The sequence below is a fragment of the Bosea sp. F3-2 genome (assembly GCF_008253865.1).
Taxonomy (GTDB): domain Bacteria; phylum Pseudomonadota; class Alphaproteobacteria; order Rhizobiales; family Beijerinckiaceae; genus Allobosea.
Genome location: NZ_CP042331.1, coordinates 4,201,062 through 4,223,263, shown reverse-complemented (window position 1 = coordinate 4,223,263; position 22,202 = coordinate 4,201,062). Strand labels below are relative to the sequence as shown.

At 66.7% G+C, this 22,202-nt stretch carries 20 protein-coding genes and 1 pseudogene; 13 read left to right on the top strand and 8 right to left on the bottom strand.

Annotation, left to right across the window (positions count from 1 at the left end; translation table 11 throughout):
• Positions 1–12 precede the first annotated feature (12 nt).
• Complete coding sequence (locus FQV39_RS19450; protein WP_149131793.1) at positions 13–1,236, bottom strand: MFS transporter; 1,224 nt, start codon at positions 1,234–1,236, stop codon at positions 13–15.
• Between the two features lie 98 nt (positions 1,237–1,334).
• Between FQV39_RS19450 and FQV39_RS19445 the strand changes: the two genes are divergently transcribed.
• From FQV39_RS19445 to FQV39_RS19430, 4 genes are all read left to right on the top strand, one after another.
• The gene (locus FQV39_RS19445; RefSeq protein WP_149131792.1) at positions 1,335–2,210 is read left to right on the top strand and encodes a LysR substrate-binding domain-containing protein; all 876 of its coding nucleotides are present in this window, start codon (positions 1,335–1,337) and stop codon (positions 2,208–2,210) included.
• A gap of 127 nt (positions 2,211–2,337) precedes the next feature.
• Positions 2,338–3,369: an amino acid ABC transporter substrate-binding protein gene (locus tag FQV39_RS19440; protein ID WP_149131791.1), complete on the top strand. Its 1,032-nt coding sequence runs from the start codon at positions 2,338–2,340 to the stop codon at positions 3,367–3,369.
• A 186-nt stretch (positions 3,370–3,555) separates the two neighbouring features.
• A complete protein-coding gene (locus FQV39_RS19435) occupies positions 3,556–4,719 on the top strand; it encodes an amino acid ABC transporter permease (protein ID WP_149131790.1) in 1,164 nt (387 codons plus the stop codon).
• A complete protein-coding gene (locus FQV39_RS19430; RefSeq protein WP_149131789.1) occupies positions 4,716–5,759 on the top strand; it encodes an amino acid ABC transporter permease in 1,044 nt (347 codons plus the stop codon). The genes FQV39_RS19435 and FQV39_RS19430 overlap by 4 nt, the downstream gene beginning before the upstream one ends.
• 72 nt (positions 5,760–5,831) lie before the next feature.
• On the opposite strand, the gene FQV39_RS19425 is transcribed toward FQV39_RS19430, so the two are convergent.
• Positions 5,832–6,380: a GcrA family cell cycle regulator gene (locus FQV39_RS19425; protein ID WP_149131788.1), complete on the bottom strand. Its 549-nt coding sequence runs from the start codon at positions 6,378–6,380 to the stop codon at positions 5,832–5,834.
• Positions 6,381–6,923: 543 nt separating this feature from the next.
• Between FQV39_RS19425 and FQV39_RS19420 the strand changes: the two genes are divergently transcribed.
• The 3 genes from FQV39_RS19420 to FQV39_RS19410 are packed head-to-tail and all read left to right on the top strand — an operon-like array spanning position 6,924 to position 10,105.
• Positions 6,924–8,144 (top strand): aspartate aminotransferase family protein, encoded by a 1,221-nt coding sequence (locus FQV39_RS19420; protein ID WP_149131787.1) that lies wholly within the window; start codon positions 6,924–6,926, stop codon positions 8,142–8,144.
• A 39-nt stretch (positions 8,145–8,183) separates the two neighbouring features.
• A complete protein-coding gene (gene argF, locus FQV39_RS19415) occupies positions 8,184–9,104 on the top strand; it encodes an ornithine carbamoyltransferase (RefSeq protein ID WP_149131786.1) in 921 nt (306 codons plus the stop codon).
• Positions 9,104–10,105, top strand: coding sequence for an Hsp33 family molecular chaperone (locus FQV39_RS19410; protein WP_149131785.1), 1,002 nt, complete (start codon positions 9,104–9,106; stop codon positions 10,103–10,105). The genes argF and FQV39_RS19410 overlap by 1 nt, the downstream gene beginning before the upstream one ends.
• Positions 10,106–10,254: 149 nt before the next feature.
• Here the strand turns inward: FQV39_RS19410 and argE are convergent, their stop codons facing one another.
• Entirely contained in the window at positions 10,255–11,430 is a 1,176-nt protein-coding gene (gene argE, locus FQV39_RS19405) for an acetylornithine deacetylase (protein WP_149131784.1), read from the bottom strand.
• Positions 11,427–11,819 carry a Co2+/Mg2+ efflux protein ApaG gene (gene apaG / locus FQV39_RS19400; RefSeq protein ID WP_149131783.1) on the bottom strand — a complete coding sequence of 131 codons (393 nt, stop codon included), beginning with the start codon at positions 11,817–11,819 and terminating at the stop codon, positions 11,427–11,429. The genes argE and apaG overlap by 4 nt, the downstream gene beginning before the upstream one ends.
• A gap of 198 nt (positions 11,820–12,017) precedes the next feature.
• Between apaG and FQV39_RS19395 the strand changes: the two genes are divergently transcribed.
• Positions 12,018–13,106 (top strand): 2'-deoxycytidine 5'-triphosphate deaminase, encoded by a 1,089-nt coding sequence (locus FQV39_RS19395; protein ID WP_149131782.1) that lies wholly within the window; start codon positions 12,018–12,020, stop codon positions 13,104–13,106.
• Between the two features lie 56 nt (positions 13,107–13,162).
• Positions 13,163–13,591: pseudogene (locus tag FQV39_RS19390) on the top strand (sugar nucleotidyltransferase); the annotation flags it as partial.
• 181 nt (positions 13,592–13,772) lie between these two features.
• On the opposite strand, the gene FQV39_RS19385 reads toward FQV39_RS19390, so the two are convergent.
• On the bottom strand, positions 13,773–13,991 hold the full coding sequence (locus tag FQV39_RS19385; protein ID WP_149131780.1) for a hypothetical protein: 219 nt from the start codon (positions 13,989–13,991) through the stop codon (positions 13,773–13,775).
• Between FQV39_RS19385 and FQV39_RS19380 the strand changes: the two genes are divergently transcribed.
• From FQV39_RS19380 to FQV39_RS19370, 3 genes are all read left to right on the top strand, one after another.
• On the top strand, positions 13,990–14,442 hold the full coding sequence (locus tag FQV39_RS19380) for a hypothetical protein (protein ID WP_149131779.1): 453 nt from the start codon (positions 13,990–13,992) through the stop codon (positions 14,440–14,442). The genes FQV39_RS19385 and FQV39_RS19380 overlap by 2 nt on opposite strands.
• A gap of 75 nt (positions 14,443–14,517) precedes the next feature.
• Positions 14,518–15,555 carry an MraY family glycosyltransferase gene (locus FQV39_RS19375; protein WP_149131778.1) on the top strand — a complete coding sequence of 346 codons (1,038 nt, stop codon included), beginning with the start codon at positions 14,518–14,520 and terminating at the stop codon, positions 15,553–15,555.
• On the top strand, positions 15,548–16,477 hold the full coding sequence (locus FQV39_RS19370) for an NAD-dependent epimerase/dehydratase family protein (RefSeq protein ID WP_149131777.1): 930 nt from the start codon (positions 15,548–15,550) through the stop codon (positions 16,475–16,477). Before FQV39_RS19375 ends, FQV39_RS19370 begins: the two co-directional genes overlap by 8 nt.
• On the opposite strand, the gene FQV39_RS19365 is transcribed toward FQV39_RS19370, so the two are convergent.
• From FQV39_RS19365 to FQV39_RS19355, 3 genes are all read right to left on the bottom strand, one after another.
• Positions 16,401–18,356, bottom strand: a complete 1,956-nt coding sequence (locus FQV39_RS19365) for a nucleoside-diphosphate sugar epimerase/dehydratase (protein WP_149133933.1) — start codon at positions 18,354–18,356, stop codon at positions 16,401–16,403. The two genes, FQV39_RS19370 and FQV39_RS19365, sit on opposite strands and share 77 nt — an antisense overlap.
• A 66-nt stretch (positions 18,357–18,422) precedes the next feature.
• Positions 18,423–19,019 carry a TetR/AcrR family transcriptional regulator gene (locus FQV39_RS19360; RefSeq protein WP_248313067.1) on the bottom strand — a complete coding sequence of 199 codons (597 nt, stop codon included), beginning with the start codon at positions 19,017–19,019 and terminating at the stop codon, positions 18,423–18,425.
• 193 nt (positions 19,020–19,212) lie between these two features.
• Positions 19,213–20,694 (bottom strand): cobyric acid synthase, encoded by a 1,482-nt coding sequence (locus FQV39_RS19355; protein ID WP_149131775.1) that lies wholly within the window; start codon positions 20,692–20,694, stop codon positions 19,213–19,215.
• A 359-nt stretch (positions 20,695–21,053) separates the two neighbouring features.
• Between FQV39_RS19355 and FQV39_RS19350 the strand changes: the two genes are divergently transcribed.
• A complete protein-coding gene (locus tag FQV39_RS19350; RefSeq protein ID WP_149131774.1) occupies positions 21,054–22,202 on the top strand; it encodes an aminotransferase in 1,149 nt (382 codons plus the stop codon).

The window sequence follows — 22,202 nt, the reverse complement described above, 5'->3', positions numbered from 1 at the left end:
CACCTGTCCGGATCAGGCCGGCACGGCCTGCGCCCGCGGCTGTTCCCGCATCACGAACACCAGGGCGCCGGCCATCAGCGCAAGCGCGACGGAACTGAGCCAGACCCAGTCGTAGCGCGCGCTGAGGTCGACGAGATAGCCGCCCAGGAAGGCACCGGCGGCTGCGCCGACCGAATGGCCGGCCGAGATCAGCCCCATGCTGAGCCCCATCACGCGCAGGCCGAGATGGCTGGCGGCGAGGCTCGCCGTGACCGGGATCGTCGCATAGTCGACCGCGCCGAACAGCACGGCGAAAGCGACCAGCGTCTCGTAATCGGCCCCGACGCGCATGAGCAGGAGGAAGCTCAAACCCCGCAGCAGATAGATCGAGCCCAGCAGCGCCACGCGGTTGACCCGGTCGGTCAGCCAGCCGGCCGCGACCATGCCCGCGAGGTTGACGGCGGAGAGCAGGCCATAGGCCGCCGCGCTCGGGACCGGGCCGAAGCCGCAGAAGGCGGCATAGGGGATGAGATGGGTCTCGATCACGCCGGCCGTAGTGTAGCCGCAGATCAGGAAGCTCCAGAACAGGATGTGGAAGGCCGGCTGGCGCAGGACGAAGCGCAGATCGGTCGAGAGCGTATGCGCTTCGGCACGCTGTACGGGGGCCGCCGGCGCATTCTTGCCCGACAGGGTCCACCACAGCAGCGGCGCCAGCGTCAGGCAGCCGATGCCGACGGCCAGGAAGCTCCAGCGCCAGCTCAGCGTCGCCAGCAGCACGGCGATCAGCGGCACGATCAGGAATTGCCCGCCCGTCGCTCCCGAGGTCGCGATACCCGTCGCAAGGCCGCGATTTTCGTCGAACAGCCGGGCGATCGCCGTCGAGACGACATGGGTCGCAACGAAGCCGAAGCCGACCGCGGCAATGCCGGAGAAACCGAGCAGGAAGACGACTGGATGGTTGCTCGAAGCGACGATGAGGCAGCCTATCCCGACCAGAAGCAGGCCGCCCGTCAGCGTGACGCGGACGCCATAGCGGTCGGCGGCATGGCCGGCGAAGGGGGCGGTCAGCGCCATCACCAGCAGCGTCGCTGCGGCTGCACCCGAGATGAAGCTGCGCGACCAGCCGAATTCCTGCATCAGCAGCGGCATCACCAGCCCGAGCGTCGCGCGCGCCGAGAACGAGATGGCCAGCGCCAGGAAGCCGAAGCCCACCAGAAGCCAGGGCAGGAAGGTAAAGCGGGAGCGTGGGTCGGACATAGTCGGTTTCCTCGGATCGTCCGCCAGCCATCGCGCCGCACGCCTCCTCCGGCAAACGATGGTTTCTCGTTTCGTGTTTAGCTGTGCTAAACACGCTCATGACCATTCGACTCTCTCTGCTGCACACCTTCGTCGCCGTGGCGCGCGTCGGCCGGATGCGCGACGCGGCCGAGCAGATGGCGCTGACGCCGGGCGCGATCAGCCAACGGATTCGCGAGCTGGAGGAAGGCGCCGGGCGTCGGCTGTTCCAGCGCACGCAGGCCGGCGTCGAGCTGACGGCTGCCGGCCGCAAGCTCATGGATGCCCTAGACGGGCCGTTTCGCAGGATCGAGGCGGTCGGCCGGGAATTGACGGCGTCGCCCTCCGGCCGGGTCACGATCACCACGTTGGCATCCTTCGCCGCGAACTGGCTGGTGCCTCGTCTGGCCGATTTCACGCGACTCAATCCCGGCATCGACATCGCGCTGGAGACCGACAACCGCGTCGTCGATTTGAAGCGCGAGCCGATCGATCTCGCGATCCGCCACGGCCTCGGCGACTACCCCGGTCTGGAGACCATCTGGCTGATGGCGCCGGAGCTGATCGTGGTGGCGAGCCCCGCCTTGCTGGGCGCTCATCCCCCGATCGCATCTCCAGCCGACTGCCTTGCCTTCTCCCTGCTGCACGACATCGACCGGGCCGACTGGCGGCTCTGGCTCGCAGCCCAGGGCGTGCCGGTGTCGCGCGAGCTCAAGGGGCCGTCCTTTTCCGACGACCATCTGCTGGTCAGGGCCGCCGCCGCCGGGCAGGGCCTGGCGCTCGTCCGCGACGTTTATGCCGATGACGAACTGCGCAGCGGGAGGCTGCGGCAGGCGATTGCCGTGCAATGGCCGACGCAGCTTGCCTACTACGCCGTCGGCACGGCGGAAGCTCTTCAGAAGCCGGCGGTGCGGCGCTTTCGGGACTGGCTCGTCGCCGCGGCGCGCACCTCCTGACAGCCTTCGACAGGGTTCCGGCAATGCTCTCGCGTGAGATCGTGTCGGGCGCTATCGCTTTGGGCGCGGCTGTTGCATAGTCCGGCCTCCAGCGCAGAAAGCCGCCAATGGCTTCGGGGAGACGGATATGACTATCAGGACTTTGAGCGTGGCGGCGATGCTTGCCGCCGGAATCTCCTTCGCTCAGGCACAGCAGCTTGCCCCGAGCCCGACGCTGGATGCGGTGAAGGCGCGCGGCAATCTCGAATGCGGCGTGCATCTCGGCCTGCCCGGCTTCTCCTTCGCCAATGACAAGGGCGAGTGGAGCGGCCTCGACGTCGACTACTGCAAGGCGCTTGCCGCCGCCGTCCTCGGCGACGCCAGCAAGGTGAAGTACACGCCGACCTCGGTGCAGCAGCGCTGGCCGATCCTGCAATCGGGCCAGGTCGACGTGCTCTCGCGCAACTCGACCATCACCTTCTCGCGCAACGCCACGCTCGGCCTCAACTTCCAGGGCATCAACTTCTACGAGGGCCAGACCTTCATCGTCCGCAAGTCCACCGGCGTGAAGGAAGCCGAGGGCCTCGACGGCGCCTCGGTCTGCGTCGCCGCCGGCTCGACCGAGGAGAAGAACGCCGCCGACTGGTTCCGCGAGCGCAATCTCAAGGTCACCATCACCAATTTCCAGAAGAACGACGACGCCATCACCGCCTATGATTCCGGCCGCTGCGATGCCTATACGGCGGGCGTCGGCGCGCTTGCCGGCCAGCGCGCCAAGCTCAAGGTCCCCGATGAGCACATCATCCTGACCAAGCCGATCTCGAACGATCCGCAGGGCCCGGTGACGCGCTGGGGCGACGAGCGCTGGCAGCTCATCGTCCGCTGGGTGCTCAACGGCACGATCGCGGCCGAGGCGCTCGGCGTCACCTCCAAGAACGTCGACGAGATGAAGGCGAACTCCAAGAATTCGGAAGTGCGCCGCCTGCTCGGTGCCGAGGGTGGCTTCGGCGCGATGATGGGTCTGTCGAACGACTGGATGTACAACGCGATCAAGCAGGTCGGGAACTATGGCGAGAGCTATGAGCGCACCGTCGGCATGGGCTCAGCCCTGAAGCTCGAGCGCGGCCAGAACCAGCTCTGGACCAAGGGCGGCCTGCTCTTCACCCCGCCCTTCCAGTGAGAGCGAAGCGCTTTCGGACGTCTCGCCCGACATGAAGCGCAGCCGTCATTCCGGACAAGCCGCGTAGCGGCGCCGATCCGGAATCCATCACAAAGCTCGGTGCTCTACGATGGATTCCGGGTCTCCGCTTCGCTCCGCCCGGAACGACGGCTGGTTTTCCTCCCCGCCCTTTGCCGGAGGACCGCCTTGACCAAGGCCCTGTCTTTCATCAACGACAAGCGCGTCCGCGACTGGATCTACCAGATCGCCGTCGTAGTCTTCCTCGTCGGCATCACCGTCTTCTTCGTGCGCAATGCCTCGGAGAACATGGTCAAGGCCGGCATCGCCTCGGGCTTCGACTTCCTCTGGCGCACCTCCGGCATCGAGGTGCCCTTCGTCCTGACCGGCTATACCCAGGCCGACAACATTCTCGGACTGTTCTGGGTCGGCGTCGCCAACACCATGCTGGTCACGGTGATCGCGATCGTGCTGGCGACGCTGCTCGGCTTCGTCGTCGGCATCGCGCGGCTATCCTCGCACTGGCTCGTCTCGACCATCGCCGGCGCCTATATCGAGTTCGTCCGCAACATCCCGCTCCTGTTCTTCGTGCTGTTCTGGTATTTCGGCGTCATCGCCGCCCTGCCGGCGCCGCGCCAGAGCATCAGCCTGTTCGGCGTCGCCTTCCTCAACAATCGCGGGGTGACGATCCCGTTGCCCGACGGGATGGAGAATTTCCGCATCGCCGGGCTCGTCATCCTCGCCTGTGTCCTCGTCTATGGGGCCTTCTCGGTCTGGGCGCGCCGGCGGCGGGAACGCACCGGCCAGCAGGCGCCGACGCTGGCGGCGGGCTTCGTCCTGCTCCTCGCCGTGCCGCTCCTGGCGCTGGTCTGGGCTACGCTCGCGACGCGCTGGGATGTTCCGGCCCTGCGCGGCTTCAATTATCGCGGCGGCTTCGCCGTCATTCCCGAATTCGTCGCGCTGCTCGCCGCGCTCGTTACCTACACGGCCGGCTTCATCGCCGAGATCGTCCGCGGTGGCATCCAGTCGGTCTCGCACGGCCAGACCGAGGCCGGGTCGGCGCTGGGGCTGCGCTCCGGCCAGATCCTGCGGCTCGTCACCATCCCGCAGGCGCTGCGCGTGATGATCCCACCGATGACCAACCAGTATCTCAACGTGCTGAAGAACTCCTCCTTCGGCGCGGCCATCGCCTATCCCGACGTGGTCAGCCTGTTCATGGGCTCGGCGCTCAACAACACCGGCCAGGCGATCGAGATCATCGCCATGACGCTCGCCGTCTATCTGGTCATCGGCCTCGCCGTCTCGGCGCTGATGAACTGGTACAACGCCCGCATCGCCCTGGTGACGCGATGAACCGCGCCTCTTCCCTCTCGATCTGGCGCGAGCGCCTCTTCGGCACGCCCTTCACCGGCTTCGTCAGCGTGGTGCTGGCGCTCGCGATCGCCTGGGTCGCGGTGCCGATCATCCGCTGGGCGCTGATCGACGCGACCTGGAGCGGCACGACCCGGGCCGATTGCGCGCCAGGCGGTGCCTGCTGGGTCTTCATCCGCGCCCGCTTCGGCCAGTTCATGTACGGGCTCTATCCCGTAGACCAGCGCTGGCGCGTCGATATCGCCGGTATCGCCTTCCTGCTCGGCATCGCCGCCGTCGTCTTTGCCCCGCAGCGGCTGAGGCTCAAGCTCGGCGTCACCATGCTCGTGCTGCTGCCGCCGCTCGGCATCTGGCTGCTCTCGGGCGGCTTTGGGCTGCGCTACATCGAGACACGCGAATGGGGCGGGCTGACGCTCACCCTGTTCATCTCGATCTATTCGAGTCTGATCGCGATTCCGCTCGGCATCCTCTTCGCGCTCGGCCGTCAGTCGCAGCTGCGCGTCATCCGGCTGATCAGCATCCTCTTCATCGAGTTCTGGCGCGGCGTGCCGATCATCGCGGTGATCTTCCTCGCCTCGCTGCTGCTGCCGCTGATCCTGCCCGGCGGTATCGGCATCGACCGGCTGGCGCGCGCCGTGATCGGCCTCGGCTTCGTCATCGCTGCCTATATGGCGGAAGCGGTCCGCGGCGGCCTCCAGGCGCTTCCCAAGGGCCAGCGCGAGGCGGCGACCGCGCTCGGCCTCAACTACTGGAAGGCGACGGGCCTCATCATCCTGCCGCAGGCGCTGCGCATCTCGCTGCCGGCGATGACCAACGAGTTCATCGCGCTGATCAAGAACACCACGCTGGTGCTGGTCGTCTCGATCCTCGACCTGCTCGGCATCGCCCAGGCCTCGCTCGCCGACCCCAACTGGGTCGGCATGAACATGGAGGCCTATGCCTTCTCGGGGGCGATCTACTGGCTGATCTGCTTTGCGCTTTCGCGTTGGAGCCGTTCTCTGGAGAACAAGCGCCGGCTCTGACCGGGCTTTCGGATCACGCAACAAAAAACCGGCCCAAAGGCCGGTTTTCTTTTCTGAGATGGCTCTCTCGGATCAGGCTCGTGCCTTGCTCCGGTCGCGCCGGCGGTCGGCGGCGGGTTGGTAGGCGATGCGCGAGTGGTGGCTGCAATAGGGCAGGCCGGTCTGCGAGCGCGCGCCGCAGAAGCGGAAATCCGGGCTGGTCGGGTCGCCCATCGGCCAGCGGCACATATACTCGCGCAGCTCCATGATGGTGACGCGCTCCGAGAACGGGATCACCACATCCTCGGAAGGCAACGGTGCAGCCTCTGCCTCGATTTCGGCCTCCGGCGCGAACGCAGGCGCCAAGGCGTGGGCGCCGCGCGTGGCATGTGCGGCTGGGCTCGCCATCGGGTGGCTCGGCGAGCGCGGCGGCGTCTTGCGGGGAGGGGCATTGCGCGGTGCGGCCGGCTGGGCCGCACTCTTGGCACGGCCAGAAAGGCCGAGACGGTGAACCTTTCCGATCACCGCATTGCGTGTGACATTGCCCAGCTCGGCGGCGATCTGGCTGGCACTCAGCCCGTCGCTCCAGAGCTTCTTGAGCAATTCGACGCGCTCGTCAGTCCATGCTCCGGCTTCGTTCATCCGCATCACCTGTCTTGTCCGGCTAGCCCTTGCGAGGCCTGCCTTTAAGGGCGCTTCGTGACGGAATCCGGGACCGTCAGCCTTGTCGCTAGAGACAAGGCTGTTGCTGCCGCAACAGACGGTACAGGGGTCGCCGCACGAAATGTCGTATCCGACGAAAGGAAGCATACAAGCTGCGGTGACTCGCGAACAAGAGTCGGCGAATCCGAAAACAGCTTTTCCCCAGGCGATTCGCGATTGCGCCGTCAAGCGAATCCTTTCGGCAACACCGTAGCCGCGGCTTTGAATTGACAGCTCCGGCCGCCTTAAGCATATTTATCCACAAGGTGACGCCGCCCGCTCGGGCGGCGCTTATGTTTGCGGATCAAGGCCCCGAACGATGCGGATGACGGCGCGACGAGAAGTCAGGAGCTGGGTGCGACGATAACGTCGTCACCGGGTCTCATCATGGCTGCAGACTGCAGCATCCATCCCGGATCGTCGTTCTTCAGTTCAGCGCCAATCCGTTCTCACCCCGTCCCCCTTCGCGAGGATCTTCGTCTCATGGCTCCCGCCCCCGCTTCCGCTAGTCAGTCCGTGCTCGTGCCAACCTATGCCCGCGCCCCCGTCGCCTTCGAGCGCGGCGAGGGTCCCTGGGCGATCACCGCTGACGGCACGCGTTATCTCGATTTCGGCGCCGGTATCGCCGTCAACGCGCTCGGCCACGCGCATCCGCATCTGGTCAAGACGCTGACCGAGCAGGCTGCCAAGATCTGGCACACCTCGAACCTTTATGGCGCGCCGGAAGGTGAGCGGCTCGGCCGCCGCCTCTGCGAGGCGACCTTCGCCGAGCGCGTCTTCTTCACCAATTCCGGCGCCGAGGCGAACGAGTGCGCCATCAAGATGGCGCGGAAGTACCACGCCGCGAAGGGCCATCCCGAGCGCTATCACATCATCACCTTCGAGGGTGCCTTCCACGGCCGGACGCTGGCGACCATCGCCGCCGGCGGTCAGCAGAAATACATCGACGGCTTCGGCCCCAAGGTCGGTGGCTTCGACCAGGTGCCTTTCGACGACGAGAAGGCGCTGCGGGCGGCGATCACGCCCGCGACCGCCGCGCTGATGATCGAGCCGATCCAGGGCGAGGGCGGCTTGCGCTCCGTACCGGCCCGCTTCCTCAAGCTCCTGCGCGAGCTCTGCGACGAGAACGGCCTGCTGCTGATCTTCGACGAGATCCAGACCGGCGTTGGCCGTACCGGCAAGTTCTTCGCCTATGAGAGGTACGGCGTCACGCCCGACATCATGTCGATCGCCAAGGGCATCGGCGGCGGCTTCCCGATGGGCGCCTGCCTTGCGACGGAGGAAGCCGCTTCCGGCATGACGCTCGGCACGCACGGCACGACTTTCGGCGGCAACCCGCTCGCCATGGCGGTCGGCAATGCCGTGCTCGACGTGGTGCTGGCGCCGGGCTTCATCGAGAACGTCGGCCAGATCGCGCTCAGGCTGAAGCAGTCGCTGGCCGAGCTCAAGGACAAGCATCCGGGCGTGATCGCCGAGATCCGCGGCGAGGGGCTTATGCTGGGCCTCAAGCTTCACACGCCCAACACCGAATTCGTCAACGAAGCTCGTGCGCAGGGCCTGCTCGTGATCGGCGCCGGCGATAACGTCGTGCGCCTGCTGCCGCCGCTGATCATCACCGAGGCGGATGTCGCCGAGGCCGTATCGCGGCTCGACAAGGCCGCGGGCGCCGTCGAGGCTTCGCTGAAGCGCCCGGCCGCCGAATAAGTTCAACCCACCCTCCCCAGCGAAGCGAAGGAAGCGCCCGTGACGCGCCATTTCCTCGATCTCTCCGATTTCTCCGGCAGCGAGCTGCGCGCCATCCTGCGCGCCGGCGAGGAGATGAAGTCGCGACGTCGCACACCGGCGGCCGCGGGCGACCGCCTGCTCGAAGGCAAGGTCATAGCCATGATCTTCGAGCAGCCGTCCCTGCGTACGCGCGTATCCTTCGACGTCGGCATCCGCGAGCTCGGTGGCTCGCCGATGATGGTCGCCGGCCATGAGATCGAGCTCGGCGAGCGCGAGACCATCGCCGACACCGCCCGCGTGCTCTCGCGCTATGTCGATGCGATCATGATCCGCATCCTCGATCACGATTCGCTGGTCGAGATGGCGAAGTATGCGACCGTGCCGGTGATCAACGGGCTGACCAAGCGCCAGCATCCCTGCCAGGTGATGGCCGATGTCATGACCTTCGAGGAGCGCAGGGGCTCGATCCAGGGCAAGCGCATCGCCTGGACCGGCGACACCAACAATGTGCTGACCTCCTGGGTCCATGCCGCCGGCCGGCTCGATTTCGAGCTCGCCATCGCGACGCCTGAGGAGCTCGCGCCGCCCCCGGCCCTGATCGCCTGGGCGAAGAAGCAGGGCGCGAAGCTTTCGCTGACCAGCCGCCCTGAGGAAGCGGTGGAGGGCGCCGATTGCGTCATCACCGATTGCTGGGTCTCGATGGGTGACGAGGAAGGCACGCGCCATAACCTGCTGCGGCCCTATCAGGTCGACGAGAGGCTGATGGACCGCGCCGAGAAGGATGCGATCTTCATGCACTGCCTGCCTGCCTCGCGCGGCGAGGAGGTTACCGACCAGATCATGGACGGCCCGCAATCGGCCGTCTTCGACGAGGCCGAGAACCGGCTGCATGCGCAGAAGGGCATTCTCGCCTGGTGCTTCGGCGGAGTGGCGGCCTGATGGCCGCCGCCGACACGGTCACTGTGGGGCTCGACGATCGGGTCGTGCCCTTCGCCGTGCCCGATCTCGACGTGCGCGGCCGCGTGGCGCGGCTGGGCCCGTCGATCGACATGATTCTCGAGCGGCACAACTATCCCGCGCCGGTCTCGCGCGTGCTGGGCGAAGCGGCAGCGCTGACCGTGCTGCTCGGCACGGCGTTGAAGTTCGAGGGCCGCTTCCAGCTCCAGACCAAGAGCGACGGCGCGATCCCGATGATGGTGGTCGACTTCAATGCGCCCGACAATTTCCGCGCCGTCGCCCATATCGACGAGGCGAAGCTCGCCCAGGCGATCGCGCTCGACAAGCTTTCGACCGGCGAGCTGCTCGGCGAGGGCCATCTCGCCATGACGGTCGACCAGGGAACGACGACGACCCGCTATCAGGGCATCGTCGCGCTGAAGCGGCAGGGGCTGGAAGAGGCGGCGCATCAGTATTTCCGGCAGTCGGAGCAGATTCCGACCCGCGTGCGGCTGGGTGTCGGGACGGTCACGACGGGCGGCCGGCCGCAATGGCGCGCCGGCGGCATCCTGGTCCAGTTCATGCCGCATTCGCCCGACCGCCTGCGCGCGGCCGACATCCACCCCGGCGACGCGCCCGAGGGTCATCAGATCCTGACCAGCAGCGACCCCGACGGCATTAGCGACGATGCCTGGATGGAGGCGCGCTCGCTGGTCGAGACGGTCGAGGACCACGAGCTGCTCGACCCGATGCTGGAAAGCGAGCGCCTGCTCTATCGGCTCTTCCACGAGCGCGGCGCCCGTGTCTTCGAGCCGGTTCTTGTCCGCGAGGCCTGCCGCTGTTCGCGCGAGCGCGTGCTGACGATGCTGCGCGGCTTCTCGCCCGAGGACCGCCGCGCGATGATCGCCGATGATGGCAAGCTCGGCGTCACCTGCGAGTTCTGCTCCCGGCGCTACTCATTCGACCCGGCCGAGGTCGAGCAGGGGCTCGCGGCAGGGCTCTAAGCTTCTCGAACCCTCTGGGCATTCATCCAACGTCATTCCGGGCGTCGCGAAGCGCAGACCCGGAATCCATCTTAGAGCGCAAATCTTCGATGGATTCCGGATCGGCGGGGCTTCGCCGCTTGTCCGGAATGACGGCGGGAAAGGAACGTTCAGCCCCGGCACTCCGCCATCAGCTTGCGCATGAAAGCCTCGCCGGCCTGGAGCTGCTCCAGCGTGATGTATTCGTCGGGCTGATGCGCCTGGTCGATCGAGCCGGGCCCGCAGACCACGGTCGCCAGCCCGGCATGCTGGAAATGCCCGGCCTCGGTGGCATAGGAGACTGCGATGGTGTGGTTGCGCCCTGACAGGCGCATGGCGAGCCGCTCGGCCTCCGAGCCCGGCTCGGGCGCCAGCCCCGGCACATCGGAGGTCATCAACGTCTCGATCGCCGCACTCGGCGCGGTCGCGCGCATCCGCGCCTGGGCCTTGTCCGACACGGCGGCAAAGCGCGCGGGGCCCGCCTCGGGGTCGGAGGTCGGCAGGGTGCGGATCTCCCAGAGGATCTCGCTGTGATCGGCCAGGATGTTGCGGGCGATGCCGCCATGGAACGAGCCGATATGGACAGTGTCGTAGGGCGGGTCGAAGCGGCCGCTTGCGTCAAGCCGCTGCTCGGCGTCCTCGGCCATGTGGTCGAGCTCGGCGGCGAGCAGCGCGCCGGCATGGACCGCGCTGGCGCCGAGCTGCGGCTTGGACGAATGTGCGGCGAAGCCCTTGATGACGGTCTGGAACGTCCGGACGCCCTTATGCGCGTCGCAGATATCGAGCGAGGTCGGCTCGCCGACGATGACGGCGCGCGGCCGCGGCAACGTCTTGCCCATTGCGGCGATGCCGTCGACGACGCCGAGGCAGGTCACCTCCTCGTCATAGGACAGGAAGAGGTGGATCGGTGTCTTGAGGTCGGCTGCCAGGAAATCCGGCACCAGCGCCAGTCCCAGCGCCAGGAAGCCCTTCATGTCGACGGCGCCGCGGCCATAGGCGCGGCCGTTCTCGACATGCAGCGTGAAGGGGTCGCGGCTCCAGGCCTGCCCTGTGACCGGCACGACATCGGTATGCCCGGACAGCACGACTCCGCCGCGATCCTGTGGCCCGATTGTCGCGAACAACGCCGCCTTGTCGCCCTTCGCGTTCGGGAAGCGGACGGAGGGTACGCCCCACCCCGTAAGATAGGCCTCGACGAAATCGATCAGCGGCAGGTTGGATTTGTCGCTGACCGTGTCGAAGGCGACGAGGCGGGCGAGCATCTCGAGCGGCGTATGGCGCTGCCCAGCTTGAGCGGAGGCGGTCAATGCAGAACCTTCTTCACATAGGGGGAGTCGAGCGGGAAGAGCGGCACCTCGACGTCGAAGATCGTGCCGCTCTCATCCTGCATGGCGTAGAAACCGTGCATCGAGCCGTCCGGCGTCGTGAGCGGGCAGCCGGAGGTATAGTTGAAGCTCTCGCCCGGTCTGAGCACCGGCTGCTTGCCGACGACGCCCTCGCCGCGCACTTCATGCATCTCGCCGCGTCCGTCGGTGATGAACCAGTGACGGGTCATCAGCTGAATGGTCTGCGTCGAGAGATTCACGATCTCGATCGCGTACGCCCAGAAATAGCGGCCTTGCGCATGCGAGGATTCCGCTTCCAGGAAGGACGGCGCCACGGTCACACGCACGCCGCGCGTTTGTGCCTGATACATGGTCGAGGCTCCGGCTGCAGCCTGTGACGGCGTCTGCCGCCACGGCTCAGTTATCGGCCTGCCGGCGGCAGCGTCAATGCGTCTGTGCTTTGATTCTGGCGTGGACAACCCTGTGGCTATTGCCCGCATGTGGCCCGCCGTGCTTGGCCTTTCCAGGGCGCTTCGCTAGCTATGACCGATTATCCTCGCGGACCTCGCATGCTGCCCTTCAAGCCCGGCATCCAGCCCGACGCCTCCATCCGCGCCTTCATCGAGCAGGGCGCGATCAGGCTCGCCCAGCCGCCGGCCGAGGGACAGATCCAGCCGGCGAGCCTCGATTTGCGCCTGGGCGAGCGCGCTTACCGCGTCCGCGCCAGCTTCCTGCCCGGTCCCGCGCGCACGGTGCGCAGCCGAATCGATGATCTGTCGCTGCACGAGATCGACCTGACGCGCGGTGCGGTGCTGGAGACCGACTGCGTCTACATCGCCGAGCTGATGGAAGGCCTGAAACTGCCCAAGGGGCTGCGCGCCGCCGCCAATCCGAAGAGTTCGACTGGCCGTCTCGACGTTTTCACCCGCGTCATCACCGACCGCGCCCGCGAATTCGATCTGGTCGAGGACGGTTATGAAGGGCCGCTCTTCATCGAGATTTCGCCACGCACCTTCCCTGTGCTGGTCCGCTCCGGCTCACGGCTCTCGCAGATCCGCTTCCGCGCCGGTGAGACCCGGCTCGACGACCGTGCGCTCGAAGAGGTCCATGCCCGCGAGACGCTGGTCACTGCTGCAGAGCCCTCATTCCAGGGCGGCGTTGCCGTTAGCGTCGATCTCTCGGGTTTCGACGGCTTGCTCGGCTATCGCGCAAAGCATCACACCGCCCTGATCGACGTCGACCGCGTCGGCGCCTACCGCGCAGCCGATTTCTGGGAGCCGATCCCGGATGACGGCTCGCGCAGCATGATCCTGGATCCCGGCCAGTTCTACATCCTCGCCTCCAAGGAGGCCGTGCATGTCCCGCCGGACTATGCCGCGGAGATGACGCCCTTCGACGCGCTCGTCGGCGAATTCCGCGTGCATTATGCGGGCTTCTTCGATCCCGGCTTCGGCCACAGCGCCGCCGGCGGCCAGGGCGCGCGCGCGGTGCTTGAGGTTCGCTCCCGCGACGTGCCCTTCATCATCGAGGACGGCCAGATCGTCGGACGGCTCGTCTACGAGGCCATGGCGGCACGACCGGAGGCGCTCTACGGCGCCGGGCTGAAATCGAACTATCAGGGCCAGGCCCTCAAGCTGTCCAAGCACTTCAAGGGCTGACTGGGGGCGGTTCGGCGAGCGCCTCGGCGCGGCCTGAGCGGGAGACGGAAGCGATCGACGCGAACGGCAAGGCGATCTCGATCGAAGAGAAGCCGCAGAACCCCAAGTCGCATTGGGCGGTCACGGGCCTCCACTTCTACGACGCCCAGGTCGTCGGCATCGCGAAGAACCTGAAGCCGTCCCCGCGCGGCGAGCTCGAGATCACCGACATCAACCGCATCTATCTGGAGCGCGGCGAGCTTTCGGTCGAATCGATGGGCCGCGGCTTCGCCTGGCTCGACACCGGCACGCCCGACAGCCTGATCGAGGCCGGCGAGTTCGTCCGTACGCTCGAAGCCAGGCAAGGCCTGCGCATCGCCTGCCCCGAGGAAATCGCCTATCGCCAGGGCTGGATCTCGATCACCCAGCTCAGGGCCCTCGGCGAGCAGATCGCGAAGAGCGACTATGGCCGCTACATCCTGCAGATCGCAGATACGGGCGCGTAGCCGGGCAGTCCCGGGGGAACCGCAGCGGCGGAAGGTGTCGAAGCGACGGCTTGGCTGCGCGGCGAGCCGGTTCAGACCGGCGCCGATTGCGCTGAAGAGAAGAAAAAGACGGCGAGCGCCAGCAGGAAGGCGAAACTCACGAATCGGACAGGAGACATGGTGACCTGCGGCGGATGGATCGTTACGCGGGACCATGCCGGGCGAGCTCTGAAATCGGGATCAATTCGGCAGATAAAATTGCGTCGAATTGTGCGGTTTCCCGCTCCGCCGCAGTCATTTCCGACCTTTCGCCGCCGTCGGGGGAGCTAAGCCTGATCGCGACGCCTCCCGTGTCGGGATCGAAATCGCGTTTCGCGGGTTCATTCCCTGCGCCGCCAATCGAGCGCAAGGAGTAGGACATGATCACGATCAGGCACACAGCCGTTTCCTTCGCGGCCTTTCTGATGCTGGCGCCGCCAGCCATGGCGCAGTCGGCGCGCTCGCTCGGACCTTCCACGGGTTCCGTGCGCATCGAGCAGTTCCAGGCGGGCTTTATCGCCTCTGGCGAGGGCGGCGGCGGCACCTTGCGCTTCCGCGGCCGCTCCTATCCGATCACCGTCGGCGGTCTCGGTATCGGTACGGTCGGCGCCTCCCGCACCGTCGCGACGGGGACGGTCTATGGCCTGCGCAACGTCTCCGATTTCCCCGGCGCCTATGTCCAGCTGAAGGAAGGCTGGGCGGTCGGCAATCAGGGAAGCGGCAATGTCTGGCTGCGCAATGACAAGGGCGTGACGCTGCGGCTGGCCACGCGTCGGCAGGGGCTGCAGCTTTCGTTTGGCGCCGATGGCGTGCTGGTCGGCTTCAAGCAATAAATCTCAGGGCGGGCCGGCGTCGATCATCGGGTGCTATGCGGCGCATTAGCTCTAGGCTTTTGCGCAGCCTCGACTATGGTGCGGCCCGCTTTGTCGATCCAGCTGATCCCGCTTGTCGCCCTCTCCGCCGCTGCCTTCCTGGCGGCGTTGCTCTGCGTTTGGCTGCGCCCGCTCCTGATGCGCTATGCGCTTGCCCGGCCGAATGCGCGCTCCAGCCATAAGGTGCCCACGCCGCAGGGCGGAGGCATCGCCGTGCTCGCCGGAGCCTTCCTGGCCTTGGCGGTGGCGCTCTGGCTCGGACAGGGCGAGAGCGAAGCGTGGCGGACGGTGCTGATCCTCGGCTCGGCGGTTCTGGCCCTGGCCCTCGTCGGCGCCTGGGACGACATCCGGCCTTTGCCTGCCGGCATTCGCCTCGTGCTGCAGGCGGCCTGTGTCGGCTACGTCCTGTTTCGCGCCGCGCCGGAATTGCGCCTCTTCCCGGAGGTCGTGCCGCTGGCGATCGAGCGGGCGCTTGCCCTTCTCGCCGGGGTCTGGTTCGTCAACCTCGTCAACTTCATGGATGGGCTCGACTGGATCACCGTCGCAGGCCTGGTGCCGCTGGCCGGGGCTCTCGCACTGGCGGGCAGCGCGGGTGTCATCGATCCGGTCACCGGCTGGCTGGCCGCTGCGCTTTGCGGTGGGCTGATCGGCTTCGCTCCCTTCAACAAGCCGGTAGCCCGGCTGTTTCTCGGAGATGTCGGCTCGCTCCCGATCGGCCTCGTCACCGCCTATCTGCTCTATCGGCTCGCCGGAGCCGGCGCCTTTGCCGCGGCGGTGATCCTGCCGCTCTACCACATCGCCGATGCCACCATCACGCTGCTGCGCCGTCTGGCGCGTGGCGAGAAGGTCTGGGAGGCGCATCGCTCGCATTTCTACCAGCAGGCGACGACGAACGGCTTCAGCGTGATCGCGGTGATCGGGCGCGTCGCTCTTCTGAACGTCGCTCTCGTCGTGCTGGCCGGCATCTCGATCGCCTGGCCGCAAACCGGGGTCCAGCTGGCTTGCCTCGCCGCCGCCGGCCTGCTGACGGGGTTGCTGCTGCACCGCTTTGCGGCAGGGCCGCGGCATGGCTAGCCCGTTGATCCTCGTGACCGGCGCCAGCGGCTTCGTTGGCCCGCACGTCGTTGCGGCTCTGAACCAGGCCGGCCATCGCCTGCGTCTCGCCCAGCGTCGGCCGCACGACGCACCAGACGGCATCGAAACCATCGTGACGGGCGATCTGGCGGGGCCGATCGATTGGCGGCCGGCCCTCGAAGGCGTCGATCACGTCGTTCACATGGCAGGTCTTGCCCATGCCGGGCCGGGCCTGGACGAGGCGCTCTACAACCGCATCAACACCGAAGCGACGCTGGAGCTGGCGCAAGCGGCCGTGGCGGCCGGCGTGCGGCGTTTCGTCTACCTCTCCTCGATCAAGGCGCTGTCCGGCGCCTTCGACGGACCGCCCTTGTCCGAAGCGGCAGAGCCTGTGCCCGGCGATGCCTATGGCCGCTCAAAGCTCGCGGCCGAACGCGGGCTCGATCGGCTCGCTCTCGATTGGGTGGCGCTGCGCCCCACGCTGATCTATGGCTCCGGCGTCAAGGCCAACATGGCGGCGTTGCTCAGGCTCGCGCGGCTCCCCATCCCCCTCCCGTTCGGGGATCTGAAGGCGCCGCGCTCATTGCTTGCCGTCGAAAACATGGCCGACGCTATCCGCTTCACCCTGACGCCCGATTGCCCGGCGCGGCAGGCCTATACGGTCTCCGACCCCGAGCCGATCAGCGTCGCCGACATCCTGGCGGCGCTGCGCTCCGGCCTCGGCCGTTCGCCGGGGCTGCTTGCGGTGCCGGAAGCCTTGCTCAGGCGGCTGGCGCGCCTCGCCGGGCGCGAGGAGACCTTTCTCAAGCTGGCGGGGAGCCTCGTCGCGCGGCCCGAGCGCCTGCTCAAGGCCGGCTGGCAGCCGCCTGCAGAGACGAAAGCGGCTCTGGCGCGTCTGGCTGCTGGGCCTCGCGCTGGCTGAAATCGGGGATCGCCTCGTCGAGCACCGCATTGGCCGCGGCGCGGTCGTCGGCTTTCACGGCCGCGTCCAGCCGTGAAAGCCAGCCTTGCAGGCGGGCGCGGCCGGCGAAGATCGGCTTGGCCGCCATGACGCCGTCGAGCCCGGTCTCGGCCATCGGCTCGTCGCGAGCGAACAGGATTTCGTTCAGGCGCTCGCCGGGGCGGACGCCGGAGACGATGATCTCGATATCCTCGCCCGGCTCGAAACCGGCAAGGCGGATCATCCGCTCGGCCAGGTCCATGATCCGCATGGGCTGGCCCATCTTGAGCACATAAACCGCTGCCCGCTCGGCATGCTGCCCATCGACGGTGGCGTGCGACGCCGCAGTCAGCACGAGGTCACAGGCCTCGCGGATCGTCATGAAGTAGCGGATCATGTCGGGGCTGGTGACGGTGACGGGGCCGCCCCGGGCGATCTGCGCCTTGAATTTCGGCACCACCGAACCGACGGAGCCGAGCACATTGCCGAAGCGCACCGCCACGAGCCGCATGTCGGAGGCGGCGGCCACGAACTCGGCATCGCGCGACTGCGCATACATCTCCGCGAAGCGCTTGGTCGCGCCGAGCATCGAGACCGGCTCGATCGCCTTGTCGGTCGAGATCATCACGAAGATCTTCGCTCCGGCAGCGACAGCGGCATCAGTGACGTTCACCGAGCCGAAGATGTTGGTCTTGATGCCCTCGCTCCAATCCGCCTCAAGATAGGGAACGTGCTTCAGCGCAGCAGCGTGGACGACGATGTCGGGCTGGAAGGCGACGAAGAGCGGCATGATGCGGTCGCGGTCGCGGACATCGGCCAGGACACCCGAGACAGCCGTGTCCGGAGCCTGGACAGCAAGCTGCTCGGTGATCTGGAACAGGGCGGGCTCCGAACTCTCGACGATCAGCAGCTCGGCCGCGCCGAAGGCGGCGCAGCGCAGGCAGATCTCCGAGCCGATCGACCCGCCGCCGCCCGTGACGATCACCCGCTTGCCCTCGAGAAAGGCGCCGAGCCGCTCGCGGTCGATGGCGACCGTCGAACGCACCAAGAGGTCTTCGATCTCCAGCGGTGCAACCTCGGTGTCGCGCGCGCCTTCGCCCAGGGTTTCGATGCGCGAGATCGGCAGGGCGAGCTTGCGGGTCCGGGCGAGCCATTTCTCGGGCTGTGCTTCAGGCAACAGAGCCGACGGCGTGGCGACGATGCGGCGGAAGGCCTCCCCGCGTTCGGTGGCATCGGACGCGATCGCCTCGATGTCGGAGAGCAAGCCGAGCACCGGGACGCCGCGGATCGACTGGCCGAGATCGTCGGGGCGAGGCGACAGAATGCCAGATGGCCGCAATCGCTTCATCGTCCCCGTCTCGATCGCGCGGATCACCATTTCGACTTCGACGCCACGCCCCAGAATCAGGGTCGGCAGAGTCCCCTCGCGTCCTGCGTTGGAGCGCGACCGGGCATATTTCAAGTAGCGATAGGCAAGGCGCGGTCCGCCCAGCAGAGAGGTCTGGACGAGCCAGTAGAGCGCGATGGTGATCTTGCCGAAATAGAAATTGCCGTAAAAGTTCGGTGCGACCAGCACATAGTCGATCACCAGCAAGCTCACGGTGAGGATCGAGACGGCCTTGACGATGTTCGACAGGTCCGGCAGCGAGGCGAAGCGCCACTTCGAGCGGTAGAGCGAGAAGAACCAGTAGACCAGCCCGGCATAAGCCACGAAGAACGGCAGGAAGCGCGGCAGGTAGCGCAGATGCTCGTCGAGCTGCCCGCCTTCGAAGCGAACGACGAAGACGAGCCAGATCGCCAGCGCCGTCATCACGAGGTCGTGGACGACGACAGCTGTCTTCTTCAGATTCTGTTTGGGCAGGATGGCCATGTCAGGCGGGGTATCCCGCTCCCTCGATGGCTTGTCAACGCGCCGTTGTGCGGTCGCTCAGTTCACAGACGGCCTGGCTTCCAGCGCGCTGAGGACGAAGGCGATCATTTCGTCGGGCGAGGGGCCGGGAATGCACTCGCATTGCGTGATCAGCAGAGGATGCATGAATCGGATCATCGCCGTGCGGATGCAGCCCGTCGCATGGGCAGGCTCCATAGGCCGGAATTCGCCACGGGCGATGCCATCGGCCACGACCCGGCGCAGAACGACGTCGAAGCGCTCGATATGCGCGATGATCGCGTCCCAGCTCTCCTCCATCGCCGCACAGACCATTTCCTGCATCTTGGCATGCCCGGCGAAGCGGGCGGCGTTGAGCCGATAGGAGGTCGCGAGGATATCGCGTAGCCGATCTGCCGCAGGCCGATCCTCGGCGGCGATGGTGGCGATGGCTTCTTCCTGCTCGCGCTTGTAGCGCTCCAGCACGGCCTCATTGATCGACTTCTTGGAATCGAAGAAGCGGTAGACATTGGCGGGGCTCATCCGTAGGGACTTCGCGATGTCCGCCACGGTCGTCTTCTGATAGCCGATGTCCCGAAAAAAACGTTCGGCGGTGTCGACGATGATCTGCTTGGTATCGCGTTCGGAATGACTCACGGCGTCGCCGGCTTGTTTGTATTTCAACGAATGCGGTGAAGAATTGATCCTTATGACGAATTTCGTCATTCGTCAACGCTATGGCGAATAAAGGCTTTTGATTTGATTCACATCAATCTCGGCTGAAGTCCAATCCTGACAAGCCGCTGCCATTCGCGCGAGGGGTTACACTCTGATCCGGCGTTCCGATGGCTTATGAGGTCGGAGCGCGCGATTTCGCGATATCCAGCAGCGTAACGGTGTCGAGATGGCGCTCGAGATGGTCCGCGAGTGCATCGAGCGTTCTGTCGACGGCATCGTCGTAGTTCAGCATCGACGACAGGCCGGCGCCCGCAATGCGGGTAAGCCAGGCGCCGCGCACTGCATCCGAAGCAAAGATGCCATGCAGATAGCAGCCAGCGACCCGCCCGTCGGGGCTTGCCGCCCCTTCGGCCCTCCCATCGACCTGGAACGGCGCGTGGAGGGTGTCGCCGCCTGTGGTTCGGCCGAGATGGATCTCGTAGGCTTGCCCATGCGTGGCGCTCGCAATGTCGGCGAAGCCGATCTCGCGAACGGTCTTCTCGGCATCGAGGCAGGTTTCGACATCGAGAAGGCCGAGGCCCGGCGCCTCTCCGGCGGTGCCCTCCAGTCCCAGCGGGTCGCGGACCACGTGCCCGAGCATCTGATAGCCGCCGCAGAGGCCGAGGATATGTCCTCCGCGCCGGCGATGGGCGAGGATGTCGATGTCCCAGCCCTCCCGTCGCAACGCGGCAAGGTCCCGCAAGGTCGTCTTGGAACCCGGCAGGATGACGAGATCGGCATCCCCCGGCAGCGCCTGGCCGGGGCCGATCATCGCGAGGTCGACGGCATCCTCGAGCTTGAGCGGGTCGAGGTCGTCGAAATTGGCGATGCCGGGCAGCACCGGCACGGCGATCTTCAGGCGCGCGCCGGGCTTCTGCCCCGAGCGGATATCAAGTCCGTCTTCCGCGGGCAGGCGCGCCGCAGCCGCGAACCAGGGGATGACACCGAGAGAGGGCCAGCCCGTCGCGGTCGCGATGGTATCGAGGCCGGGGCCGAACAACCCGACATCGCCGCGGAACCGATTGATCGCGAAGGCGCGTATCATCGCCCGATCGGCCGGATCGAGCACGGCATGGGTGCCGACGAGGCTGGCGATCACCCCGCCGCGATCGATATCGCCGACCAGCACCGCAGGAACGCCGGCGGCTCGCGCAAAGCCGAGATTGGCGATGTCGCGGGCGCGCAGATTGGTCTCGGCCGGCGAGCCGGCTCCTTCGACGATGACGAGATCGGCCGATTCGCTAAGGCGCCCGAAGCTTTCCAGCACGCGGGGCAGGAAATCGCCGCGCCGCGCGAAATCGCGGGAGGCCAGCCGCCCGGCGACGCGGCCCTGCAGGATGATCTGGCTGCCCTGCTCGCCTTCGGGCTTCAGCAGGACCGGGTTCATGTCGGGATGCGGCTCGATGCGTGCGGCGCGGGCCTGCAGCGCCTGTGCGCGTCCGATCTCGCCTCCGGCCGTGGCGGCGGCATTGTTCGACATGTTCTGCGGCTTGAAGGGGCGCACGCGCAGCCCGCGATTCGCGAAGAGCCGGCAGAGACCGGCGACGACCAGCGACTTGCCGACATTGGAGCCGGTGCCGAGGATCATGATGGCGGGCGTAGGAGCGCGAGGCATCGCCCTGCTTAGCCCGGTTTTCCGTGGCGCGGAAAGCCGCTTGCCGAGGGCAATCTTCATGCAAGGAAGGTGCGGGACTCTGGCCGCTGTCTGCGCCGGATGATCCCGCTCGCAGGGATCGTCATCCTGACAAGGTTCGCCGGTCCACTACGGCACCTTGCTACGCCAAAGGGGCGAAGTCGCAACAAGATCCCGCCGAGGACCGGCTGAGACTCAGTAAACACTGACCGATGACGAATGTCAACATTCATCACTCGGCAGTTGATGGAATGAGGTCGTGCTCGTTGCGGGGCTCGGGATGCGCGCCGCCTCGCGGCATGTTAAAGCCGGCTTCGTCCTTGTTCCTGCCGGCCTCTGCGATGAATCCGATCTTCTCCGCTCTCCCGACCACCGTCTTCGAGGCGATGTCGCAGCTCGCGCGCGAAACCGGCGCGGTCAATCTCGGCCAGGGCTTCCCGGATGATCCGGGGCCGGAGGATGTGCGGCGCAAGGCCGCGGATGCCGTCATGGACGGCTGGAACCAGTATCCGCCGATGATGGGTCTGCCTGAACTGCGCCAGGCGGTCGCCACGCATTACAAGCACTGGCAGGGCCTCGATCTCGATCCGAACAGCGAGGTGATGGTGACCTCCGGTGCGACCGAGGCGATTGCCGGAGCGCTGATGGCGCTCGTCACGCCTGGCGACGAGGTCGTGCTGTTCGAGCCGATGTACGATGCCTATCTGCCGCTGGTGCGGCGCGCCGGCGGCATTCCGAAATTCGTGACGCTGACGCCGCCGCATTTCGGGCTGACGGAGCAGGCCTTGGCCAAGGCCTTCTCGCCGAAGACGAAGGTCGTGCTGTTCAACAACCCGCTCAACCCGACGGCGACGATCTTCGGCCAGGCCGATCTCGACCTCCTCGCCGATTTCTGCGTACGCCACGATGCGATCGCGATCTGCGACGAGGTCTGGGAGCATGTCGTCTTCGACGGGCATCGCCATGCCTCGGTGCTCGGCCGGCCGGGCATGCGCGAGCGCACCGTTAAGATCTCGTCGGCCGGCAAGATTTTCTCGCTCACCGGCTGGAAGGTCGGGCTTGTCATGGCCGCTCCCGCGATCATGCGGGTCCTGGCCAAGGCGCATCAGTACATCACCTTCACCACCCCGCCGAACCTGCAAGCGGCGGTTGCCTACGGGCTCGGCAAGGCGGACGACTACTTCGAGGACATGCGTGCCGATTTCCAGCGCTCGCGCGACCGTTTCGCCACGGGACTGCGCGATCTCGGCTTTGCGGTGCTGCCCAGCGCCGGAACCTATTTCCTCAATGTCGACATCGCTCCACTCGGCGAGAGCGATGATGCCGATTTCTGCCGGCGGCTCGTCACCGAGAGCGGCGTCGCCGCGATCCCGGTCAGCGCCTTCTATGCCGAGGGCGCGGTGAGGAATGTCGTCCGCTTCTGCTTCGCCAAGCGCGATGCGACGCTCGATGCCGCGCTGGAGAGGCTTGCAACCCGCCGTCCGCGCTGA

Coding starts and splice junctions, on each gene's coding strand:
- FQV39_RS19395 (WP_149131782.1), top strand. CDS start 12,018: ATGCTGCCCTTCAAGCCCGGCATCCAGCCCGACGCCTCCATCCGCGCC.
- FQV39_RS19380 (WP_149131779.1), top strand. CDS start 13,990: ATGATCACGATCAGGCACACAGCCGTTTCCTTCGCGGCCTTTCTGATG.
- FQV39_RS19450 (WP_149131793.1), bottom strand. CDS start 1,236: ATGTCCGACCCACGCTCCCGCTTTACCTTCCTGCCCTGGCTTCTGGTG.
- FQV39_RS19385 (WP_149131780.1), bottom strand. CDS start 13,991: ATGTCCTACTCCTTGCGCTCGATTGGCGGCGCAGGGAATGAACCCGCG.
- FQV39_RS19370 (WP_149131777.1), top strand. CDS start 15,548: ATGGCTAGCCCGTTGATCCTCGTGACCGGCGCCAGCGGCTTCGTTGGC.
- FQV39_RS19440 (WP_149131791.1), top strand. CDS start 2,338: ATGACTATCAGGACTTTGAGCGTGGCGGCGATGCTTGCCGCCGGAATC.
- FQV39_RS19430 (WP_149131789.1), top strand. CDS start 4,716: ATGAACCGCGCCTCTTCCCTCTCGATCTGGCGCGAGCGCCTCTTCGGC.
- FQV39_RS19445 (WP_149131792.1), top strand. CDS start 1,335: ATGACCATTCGACTCTCTCTGCTGCACACCTTCGTCGCCGTGGCGCGC.
- FQV39_RS19425 (WP_149131788.1), bottom strand. CDS start 6,380: ATGAACGAAGCCGGAGCATGGACTGACGAGCGCGTCGAATTGCTCAAG.
- apaG (WP_149131783.1), bottom strand. CDS start 11,819: ATGTATCAGGCACAAACGCGCGGCGTGCGTGTGACCGTGGCGCCGTCC.
- FQV39_RS19420 (WP_149131787.1), top strand. CDS start 6,924: ATGGCTCCCGCCCCCGCTTCCGCTAGTCAGTCCGTGCTCGTGCCAACC.
- FQV39_RS19410 (WP_149131785.1), top strand. CDS start 9,104: ATGGCCGCCGCCGACACGGTCACTGTGGGGCTCGACGATCGGGTCGTG.
- FQV39_RS19350 (WP_149131774.1), top strand. CDS start 21,054: ATGAATCCGATCTTCTCCGCTCTCCCGACCACCGTCTTCGAGGCGATG.
- FQV39_RS19355 (WP_149131775.1), bottom strand. CDS start 20,694: ATGCCTCGCGCTCCTACGCCCGCCATCATGATCCTCGGCACCGGCTCC.
- FQV39_RS19375 (WP_149131778.1), top strand. CDS start 14,518: ATGGTGCGGCCCGCTTTGTCGATCCAGCTGATCCCGCTTGTCGCCCTC.